This window comes from Methylobacter sp. BBA5.1, assembly GCF_000746145.1.
Taxonomy (GTDB): Bacteria; Pseudomonadota; Gammaproteobacteria; order Methylococcales; family Methylomonadaceae; genus Methylobacter; species Methylobacter marinus.
The window spans coordinates 1-8,947 of record NZ_JQKS01000062.1 but is presented as its reverse complement, the minus strand read 5'-3'; the positions used below and the strand labels follow the sequence as shown (position 1 = coordinate 8,947).

Annotated in this window: 4 protein-coding genes; all 4 read right to left on the bottom strand. The window is 54.1% G+C overall.

Features of this window, described 5'->3' with window-relative positions; translation table 11 throughout:
• The coding region (locus tag EK22_RS21455) for a strawberry notch-like NTP hydrolase domain-containing protein (RefSeq protein WP_036254282.1) at positions 1-6,281 on the bottom strand (6,281 nt) is incomplete at its 3' end.
• Between the two features lie 6 nt (positions 6,282-6,287).
• Complete coding sequence (locus tag EK22_RS21450; RefSeq protein WP_036254281.1) at positions 6,288-6,506, bottom strand: hypothetical protein; 219 nt, start codon at positions 6,504-6,506, stop codon at positions 6,288-6,290.
• An 11-nt stretch (positions 6,507-6,517) separates the two neighbouring features.
• Positions 6,518-8,575 carry a DNA topoisomerase III gene (locus EK22_RS21445; protein ID WP_036254279.1) on the bottom strand — a complete coding sequence of 686 codons (2,058 nt, stop codon included), beginning with the start codon at positions 8,573-8,575 and terminating at the stop codon, positions 6,518-6,520.
• A gap of 9 nt (positions 8,576-8,584) precedes the next feature.
• A partial coding sequence (traF, locus tag EK22_RS21440; RefSeq protein ID WP_036254278.1) for a conjugative transfer signal peptidase TraF occupies positions 8,585-8,947 on the bottom strand: 363 nt, incomplete at its 5' end.

Genomic DNA, 8,947 nt, shown 5'->3' with positions numbered 1-8,947 from the left:
TCGCCTTCGACGCCGATCCGGTGTTTCTTGCCATCCATGATCGGGTGTTCGCCGGTTAGGATGCAACCCAAGGACTGTAACGCTTCGGCAAATTCCTCTTGTGGCGTCATCGCAGGGCCTTGCTGGTCTCGCACCTTGTCGGGCTTCCAGCGTTCGAGTTTCGCCATGTCAGCATCAGGGCCGGCATACCAGGACTTCGCCGCCTTATCCCACAGAGCGCCTGCCGCCTTGGCTGCAACACGCTCGCCATAAGGTACGGCCAGATAAGTACGCAGATCTTGGTCCTGAGTTTTGATTGATTGCTGTTCTGTTGCTGCCTGGCGGGCGCCCGGCGTCCATTGAATAAAGGGAGCGGTGTCAACACCCGGCGGGATATACCACGACTTCTCTTGTCGGTCCCAACGCGCACCGAGGGCCTTGGCTTCGCCTTTTTCCCTGTAAGGCACATTGATGTATTGCCGTTCGGACTTCTGTTGATCCTGGTCGTCTCTCTGCGTCTGCTGTTTGCTCTCGATGGCAGTGTGTTGTAATGGTTCCATACTGATCTCCTGCGCTTGCGTCTGATTGGAATACTCCGCAACCAGTTCGGGGTTTGTCGTTTGCTGCTGGTCCTGCTCCTGTACTTGCTCGAAGGCCAGCACATAGTTTTGAATTTTTTCGGCCTCGGCCGCTGCACGGAATATTTCAAGCGGATCGTCTTTCAACGCTTTGATCCATGACCCGACATACGCCGCATGTTGACCCGGGTCATGACCGATACCCAGTTCGTCGCCCAAAATCATGCTTGCAATCTCGGCCCGCAGTTCTTCTTTTGCATACCCTTCGCTGCCAAAAGGATGCGCAAGATCGCGATCCAGGCGTGACGAATGACCAGTCCAGTGGCCTAATTCATGCAATGCTGTTGAATAATAGCGATCTGCGCTTGGAAACAGCCCTTTATCAGGTAAGTGAATGCTATCGGTCGATGATCGGTAAAATGCTCTCTCGCCGCCGTTATGCTGAATATTGGCGCCCGAGGCCATTAAGATATTTTCAGCCCGTTCAATCGGGTTCCAGTTCTGTTCTTTTTTCTGGATCGGTGGTAAACCGTCGATCTGTTCTCCGTTGAACACAGTCGCGAAAAATACGCGAGGTCGTTCCAATCGAACGACTACCTTAAGCGGCTTTCCTTCCACATCTAACACCGGCTTACCGTTATCGTCTTTCTTGATCTGTTCTTCCGTGAATTTCCAGTACTGAATACCGGTCCCCTTCTCGCCTTTTCGAACCTGGCCACCGGCTGCCGCCGCTTGCTTGTAAGTCATCCAGCGCTGATCGTCACGGTTCTGCGACATCAAGTGCAATGCATTGATCCCCTTGTAACGGTTGCCGGTCGTCGGGTTATAGGGCAGGAAGGCGCCTGAGGCACCGGCCTCCCACGGTCGTTGCCACGGCGCCGTTCCGGCTTCGAGTTGTTTGATCAAGTTCTCTGCAACGGTTTCATGATAGGGTTTCTTGTCATTCTTCTGATTCATTGAAATAACTCCCTGATAACTGGGTACTTCTCTGTCATCGCTTACGTTTTTGGTGGTGATGGCCTCGACACTCGCATCTTGAGTGATCCGCTCGTTTGCTACTTCAGGAGTCCCATGCGCTTGCTCAACTTCATCGGCTTCCTGACGCCTGTTTTTCTCGATCAGATCAACAACAGGTTTCGAAGCGGTGATGCGCTCAAACACCCCCACTCCGCCGCTGTTAGTTGGAATAAAGACCCGCTCGGCCCAGTTGATGCGCTCGATGAATGCGCCTTGCTCTTTCAGGACACGTTTTTCGGCATCGGTCAGATAACTGCGGCCTTTAATCTCGATCCGATCCTCGCGGTTGACCTTGGCCGTTGTGATTTCCCAGCCGTTCGAAAGAATCGCTTTGTTGCCATTTTTGATCGCATTGAACAAATCGCTGGCCGTCATGTTGGACAAGCCGGAATCCAGCCCCAAGTTCTTGAGCGTCTGCTTGGCCGCCCTTGGCCCTAACATGCGGCCCAGCAGCTGCTCGCCGTCATCGGTCTGTAGCCGTTTGATGGTTTCCGATCCCTCGACACGATCCCAGATCGGCAGGATCGCCCCGACTATCATCCGCTCGGTTTTGGTCTCGGTTTTCGGCGCATTGGCGACTTGTTCATGCCAAAGTTTTTCGGCCTCGACCTCATCAATCGCCCGGGTCAGCGTCACCTTCTGATAACGGCCTGAAACGCTCCGGTACTCCCAGCCACGACTCATCACATCGGCATTATCGATGTATCGATGATCGTTCTTTCTGATCGTATGCACGACGCCACGGTGTACCGTATGGCCTTCTGAATTGAGCCTTTCGCCTATGTCGGAAAGAAAAAAGATCTCCCCTTTGTTCCTACCGAACTCAGCGACAAACCAGCCGCTTAAATCGTCGGCATTGCGACGCGAGCCCGCCAGATTCTTGGCATCTTCCCATGAGTTATATTGAATCTCGTGGGTGACATCCAACTCGACATATCGGGTCTGCGCTCCGGTATTCTTATCTTCATAAGCGACATCATCGCGCACTTTTTTGATGCTCAATGCCGTCATGGTCTGCAAGCCAACGTCATACAAACCCTGTTGTTTAGCGTATTCAACGGACTCTATGAGCCGCTTTTCAAACTCGCCAAAAACGGCGTTCTGCATGTCGGTTTTCAGTGATAGCAGTCGGTTCAAAAACTGCGGTATTGCCGGGATTTTGCTTTCATTCAACGAAAGATTGTCATCCAGCAGATTCAACCCCATTTGCTTGGTGACATCATGAAATGACAGGTCGGTTTTATTGCGATAAAGGTCGCCAAAGAAATTCTTAAGCGCGATAGAAGCATATTCACTTTCAAGATTGTCTGACGCCGTGAACATGCCTTGACTGGTCGCCTCGCGCTGGCCGCGTGTCAATGCGCCTAACTGATCCAATCTCCGGGCAATGGATGATACAAACCGCTTTTGCGCCTTCAGGTTGGTGGTGGGCAGCACATAATGCGGTTCTTGCGCCTGGTTGGTCCTGTGGGTGCGCCCAAAGCCCTGTACCGCCGAATCGGCACGCCAACCCGGCTGCAAAATGTAATGAATGCGTTTACGCTGATTCTCGGCGGTATTGTCGGCATGGAATGAATACCCGGTACCGCCGGCTCCGGAAAAGACCAGAATGTCTTTTTTGTTGTTCTGGAATGCTTCGGCATCTGCCCTGGATGAGTGCTTACCCCGCTTTTCTTCAATTACCTTCAGATTACCCTCATCATCACGGACCTGGACAAACCGGCGACTCCGGCCCGTGATCTCGGCCACCTTATCAGAGCCGAAGGCATTAATGATGGAATCCAGCGGATTCTCAGGCACCCGGATTTGTTGCAGGGTTTCAAGCAATGCATCGCGCAGGGCAATGGCTTCACGATCAAAAACCGGGTTCCCTTCAGAATCCCTGACGGGTACATAAATGATATTGTCGTTATCATCCTTAGACTCTTCGTAGGCCGCCACCGGAAAACCGTTGCGAACGTAGTCCATCAGCATCTGTCTTGGCGTGAAATCAAGATCCTCGAGCGCCCTGTCATTGGCCGTTGCATTGGCAATGATGCGTTCTTGGGCGGCCTCGTTGGTGTTGACCAGCTGAATAACGGCAACATGGCCGGCATCGAGCTGTTCACGAATATCGTCAATAACGCTGGGCGTCTGCATGGCCGTGATGATCTGGTTAAAGAAGCGTTGATGAGCACCCCAGAACTGCGCCATTGCCGCGCTTTTCGCGGGACCGCTGCTGCCGGCTTGCGTGATCTCCAGCGCTTCTTCAACATTATCTAAAACGATCTGCCACGCCCCGGCCAGCTCGTTGTAAATATCTTCCTGCAAGTCTGAAAGCGTATGTTCCAGCCGTTCGTAGCTTACGCCGTCGTAAGACAGGGACCGGGCGAGATACATGCCCATTGCCTTCATATCGCGGCTGATGAGCTCCATTGACGCAATGCCGCCCTTTGAGACATCGCTGATAAAGGTATTCACATCGGCAAATGGCGTGCCCTCGCCCCACAGACCCAGCCGGTCCGCATAGCTCAGGTTGCTAATCTCGGTAGCGCCGGTGGCCGACACATAGGTAACCCGCGCATTGGGCAATTCTTTTTGCAGGTTGATGCCAGCAATCGCCTGCTGCGAAGGTTTTTTAACGCCGCGTTTGCTTTTAATTGCAATGGCGTTCCCCATGCTATGCGCTTCATCAAACGCAATCACGCCATCGAAATCCTTGCCCAGCCAGTCGATGATCTGTTGGGTGCGCGTCTTTCCGCCCTTCTGCCCCAGGTCATTGGCCTGTTTTTTCTCGCCGCCCCGCAAAGTGGAATAGGTCGTAAACAAAATGCCATCTTCTTGGATGATGTCATTACCGGCCTTGGTTTTCCCCTGAAAGAAAATCTTGCCGGGATCGCCGCCTACACCTGCGAAATCCCTTCTCGCATCCTCAATCAATCCCTCGTTGAACGAAATCCAGACCGCCTTGTTTCGGCCCTGCATCATGTTATCGAGGATAATGCCGGATATTTCCCGTCCCTTGCCGACACCTGTCCCGTCGCCAATGAAAAAGCCTTTCCGCGAACCGTTAGGCAGCAACTGAGAATGCGCTTGTCCGGCATAAACTACCGACTCAAGCTGTGCAATGGATAACAGTCCGTCTTGTATCAGATTCACAGGCAGTACGGGCGCATAGCTTGGCGCTGGCGGCTCTACAGCCGACATCGCCGCTGACTGCACCAGTTTTCCGGGATGTGGTTTTGCCCCTGGAATGGTGAGACGCTGAGGACTGTAATGGGCGAATACTGAATCAGTAAACTCGCTGACTTCGCCGCTCTTAATCTCTACTGTAACTGATCCGGCCTTGTTGCTTTCACTGACGCCACTATTTCCTCCAGTATCTGCGCCGCTGCTTCCTCCAGTGTCTCCGACAGCTCCATTTGAAACTCCACTCCCGGCTCCGATTCCGTCATTAACGACATCGCCAATGGCGGATTCGCCGCGAGTTTCGCTATCAGTAACATGGGCTCCTGAATCTCCCCCGTGTCCAATAGATTCCGTTCCAGCGCTTCCCGTACCACTACCAAGGCCGCGAGCTCCGTTGCTGGGTTGCAAGGTATCTGGTACTGCTTGAGTATCTGCAGTGACTGCCGGTTGATTGAATTCTCGTTGAGTGTGCTGACGTTCATTTCTAATGCCCTCTAACAATGCGGGTAAATCGGCGACCGATTCGACTCTACCTGTCAAAACGGGCTGAGTCGTCGGCCCGGTTTTATCGATAACCAAAATTTGGTTATCGAACGTCGTGCCATACTTCGCATACTCTTTGCCGGCTATGCCGACATTGGCACGGACGTTGTATTTTTTCTCTATCTCCTTCCACCATTTGCTAAATGCCGGCCGGTCCGCCGCCATCCCATTGCCGACAACAGCCACCAACCGGCCGCCGCCCTGTAGCCGTCTCAATGCCTGCTCGATGTGTCTGGCGCCGTTCGATGTGTCGCGTTGCCCCTGCACACGCCCTGCTGTCGATGAAAACGGCGGATTCATGACAATGACTGAAGGCTTGATGTCGGACGGTAGTACGTTGTCCAATTGCTCCGCGTTCTCCTTGAACAGTCTCGCCTGGGGGAACAGCGAGGAAAGTAACGCCTGTCTGCGGGGCGATAACTCATTCAGAACAATCTCGGCGCCGGCAATCTTTGGCCAGATGGCCAGATCACCCGTGCCGGCTGACGGTTCGCCCATCACATCGCCGCGCTTGACGTTGGCCACCCAATTAGCCACAAACGCCAGTGCCGGCGGCGTGCTGAATTGCTGGAACTCATCCATTTCTTCGTCCCGCCGCGTTTGTGTGGGCAGTTTCTGAATGCGGTGGGTTAGTTCGATCGCTTTGCTATTGGCCCATGCCGCGTCTTGATCGGTCCAGTCGGCTTTCTCAGTATGGCCAAGATGGAGGTTAAAAGCCGCTTCCATCGCATCATAGGCGTCCTTGGTAAAATAGACGCCTTCCGCCTGGGTGCCGCCGAAAACGCGATTCGCTTCATCCGTTAAGAACTTGACCGTGATTTCTCCGTCCTTGTCCAGCTTCTCGGCTAAACGTAGCGCGAGAACATAGCGGGACTGATCAAACGATGCGGTTAATGAATCCTCTTTGGGTCGAATAACCGGGGATACTGCCGTCTCCCCGGCAACCAGCCAATCATCAAATAAATCCCATTGATCCGGGTTGGACTGCTTGGCCATACGCGACTACTCAAGGTCTATCAAGTCAGCGCTACTTTCTAACGCATCGGCTTCACTGATGGCGTCCTCTTCAAAGGCACCGGCTTTCTCGGCCTCGTCTGGATCAAACTCTACCTCAAAGCTTGGCGTTGTTTCTGCATCGCTCAGCTTTTCAACGAGCACGTCTGCCTCAGACTCGATCCCAACTTCATTGTCTGAAGTGTTATTATCTTCACTCTGCATCATGGTCTTACTCCTCAATGACTGTCATGGTTACGGCCCTTGCTATAGTCCGGTCGTCCTTTTAGCTCAGGGTAGGTTTGCTTGCAGGTAGGGAAGTTGCTGCATCCCCACCAGAAATGGCCTTTCTTTTTGCTGGGCCGGCGTGAAAGGCCGCTGCCGCATGTCATGCATTTGTGCAGCGAAGAGACCGGAACGGCTTCTTTGCCGCCGGCGATGTGCACCGATCCCTCGTTAGCCTTCGTCACCTGTTCACGGATGAAAGCCTCTTGCCTGACAATGAAGGCGTCCAGTTCGGCGGTGCCTTGCTCGATCCCTTTCAACATCCGCTCATACAAGGCGGTCAGAACCGGGCTTTTAACGACTTCTGGAAGAGCGTCGATGACACTGCGGCCCAGGGTCGTGCTCACGATCTGCTTGCCCTTAAGTGCCAAGAACTCGCGGCGCTTCAATTCGGACAGGATGGACGCGCGGGTGGCCGACGTGCCGATGCCGTCGCCTTCGCGCAGCATCTTCTTGTGTTCGGGATCGGACACGAATTTATGGATGTTCTCCATTGCGCGAGTCAGTGTGCCCTCGGTGAATCGGGCCGGCGGCTTGGTCTTGGCGTCCCGTCTGATGACCCGGGTGCAGGTCACGCGGTCGCCTTGTTTCATGGCCGGCAGGTGTTGACTGCCGCCCTCTTCCGGATCTTTGCTGCCGTCTTCGTCGGACTCCTGAAAGACATCCCGCCAGCCGTTACGGGTGACAACCTTTCCGCTCGCGGTGAAGATTTCGCCCTCGACTTCTGCGGCCACGGTAGTCTGCATATACTCGTGCAGCGGGTAAAACTGCGCCAGGTAAGCCCGGACAATCAGCTCATAAATATGGCGCTCCTTGTCGGTGAGGCTCGCCTTACTGCCCTTGTGCATCGTCGGGATGATTCCGTGGTGCGCGGTGATTTTTGAGTCGTCCCAGGTTTTGGATTTGATATTCGGATCTGCGCCCTCCACTATCCCGCCCAACTCGGGATTGACGTGTTTGATCGCTGCCAGCACAGCGGTTGCGTCGGCATGTTGGGATTCCGGCAGGTAGGCGCAATCAGTGCGGGGATACGAAGTCAGCTTGTGGGTTTCGTAAAGTGCCTGGCAAGCGTTCAGCACATCTTCGGCACTGTACCCGAATTTGTTGGATGCCAGGAGGGTAATATCAGACAGTGCGAAAGCCAGCGGCTGGTTCTGTTTCTTGGCTTCTTGCTTATACTCGGCAATGATGCCGGGCTTGCCTGTCACCTTCTCGACAAGCGCATCGGCAATACCCGTATCGACGAGACGACCTTCGGAATCGAGGCCGGCTTGATCTTCTTTAGCCTTCCAGGCAGCGGTAAAGGAACCGCCGACGTGATGAATATCGGCCCGAATAGTGTGGTACGGCACCGGCTTGAATCCTTCTATTTCCCGATCCCTGGCAACAACCAGGGCCAGCGTGGGTGTCTGCACGCGTCCAACCGTCAGGAGAGCGCGGGAACCACCCCGCTGCGCCCGAAGTGTATATGCGCGACTAAGATTCATGCCGATGAGCCAATCGGCCCGCTGTCTCGCCTTGGCGGCATCGGCCCAGCCGGCAAAAGTGGTGTTGTCCTTTAAGGCGGCCAGCCCGCGTCTGACTGAAACAGAGTCTTGTGCAGATACCCAAAACCGGCGTACTGGCCTGGTATTGCGGAAGTGTTCAAGGACCTCATCAACCAACAATTGCCCTTCCCGGTCAGGATCGCCGGCGTTCACAATTACGTCAGCTTCCTTGAGCAGCTTGCCAATCGTTGCAAGCTGTTTCTTCGCATCTTCCTTGGGCTTGAGAATCCAGTTCGTAGGAATGATGGGTAGTTCATCGATTCGCCAGACCTTCCGGCCATTCTGGCCGCGTGGCACGTCATCCGGCGTGTAGTCATCCGGCTCGGCCTGTTCGAGCATATGGCCAAAGCACCAGGTTATTTTGTCGTTGCCACACTGGATGAAGCCGTCGCTCTTTCCAGTAACTCCCAGTTCGCCCGCAATGGCTTTTGCCACAGACGGTTTTTCTGCAATAAACAAGTTCATTCCCTCTCCTTACAGTGTAATTACCGGCCGGATCACGGCCTTGATTTGCGACCGATTGACCGGCCCGAAGTAGCGGCCATCGAAGGATGTGTCACTGACACCAGACATAAGCAGCAGCTCGGCTTCGCCTAATGTGTAATGGTCAACATGGAATTGCGGCAGCGCCCGTCCTGCTATATCAACCTTGCGCGGAACACTGAGAGGAAGAAGCTCACCATTTACCCGCACTCCCTCATCATTAATCACTACAATGTCATTTTTAGCCGCTAAAATTCGTTTCATCATGTAGCCGAATCCGCCGGGGCAGAAGCCGGCCCCTATGTATCCCCTTTCCCTTGCTTCCACAAACACGCTGCTTTGTGGCGGGCAAAA

Excerpts from the sequence above, each read along its gene's own strand:
- EK22_RS21450 (WP_036254281.1), bottom strand. The coding sequence starts at position 6,506 with ATGATGCAGAGTGAAGATAATAACACTTCAGACAATGAAGTTGGGATC.
- EK22_RS21445 (WP_036254279.1), bottom strand. The coding sequence starts at position 8,575 with ATGAACTTGTTTATTGCAGAAAAACCGTCTGTGGCAAAAGCCATTGCG.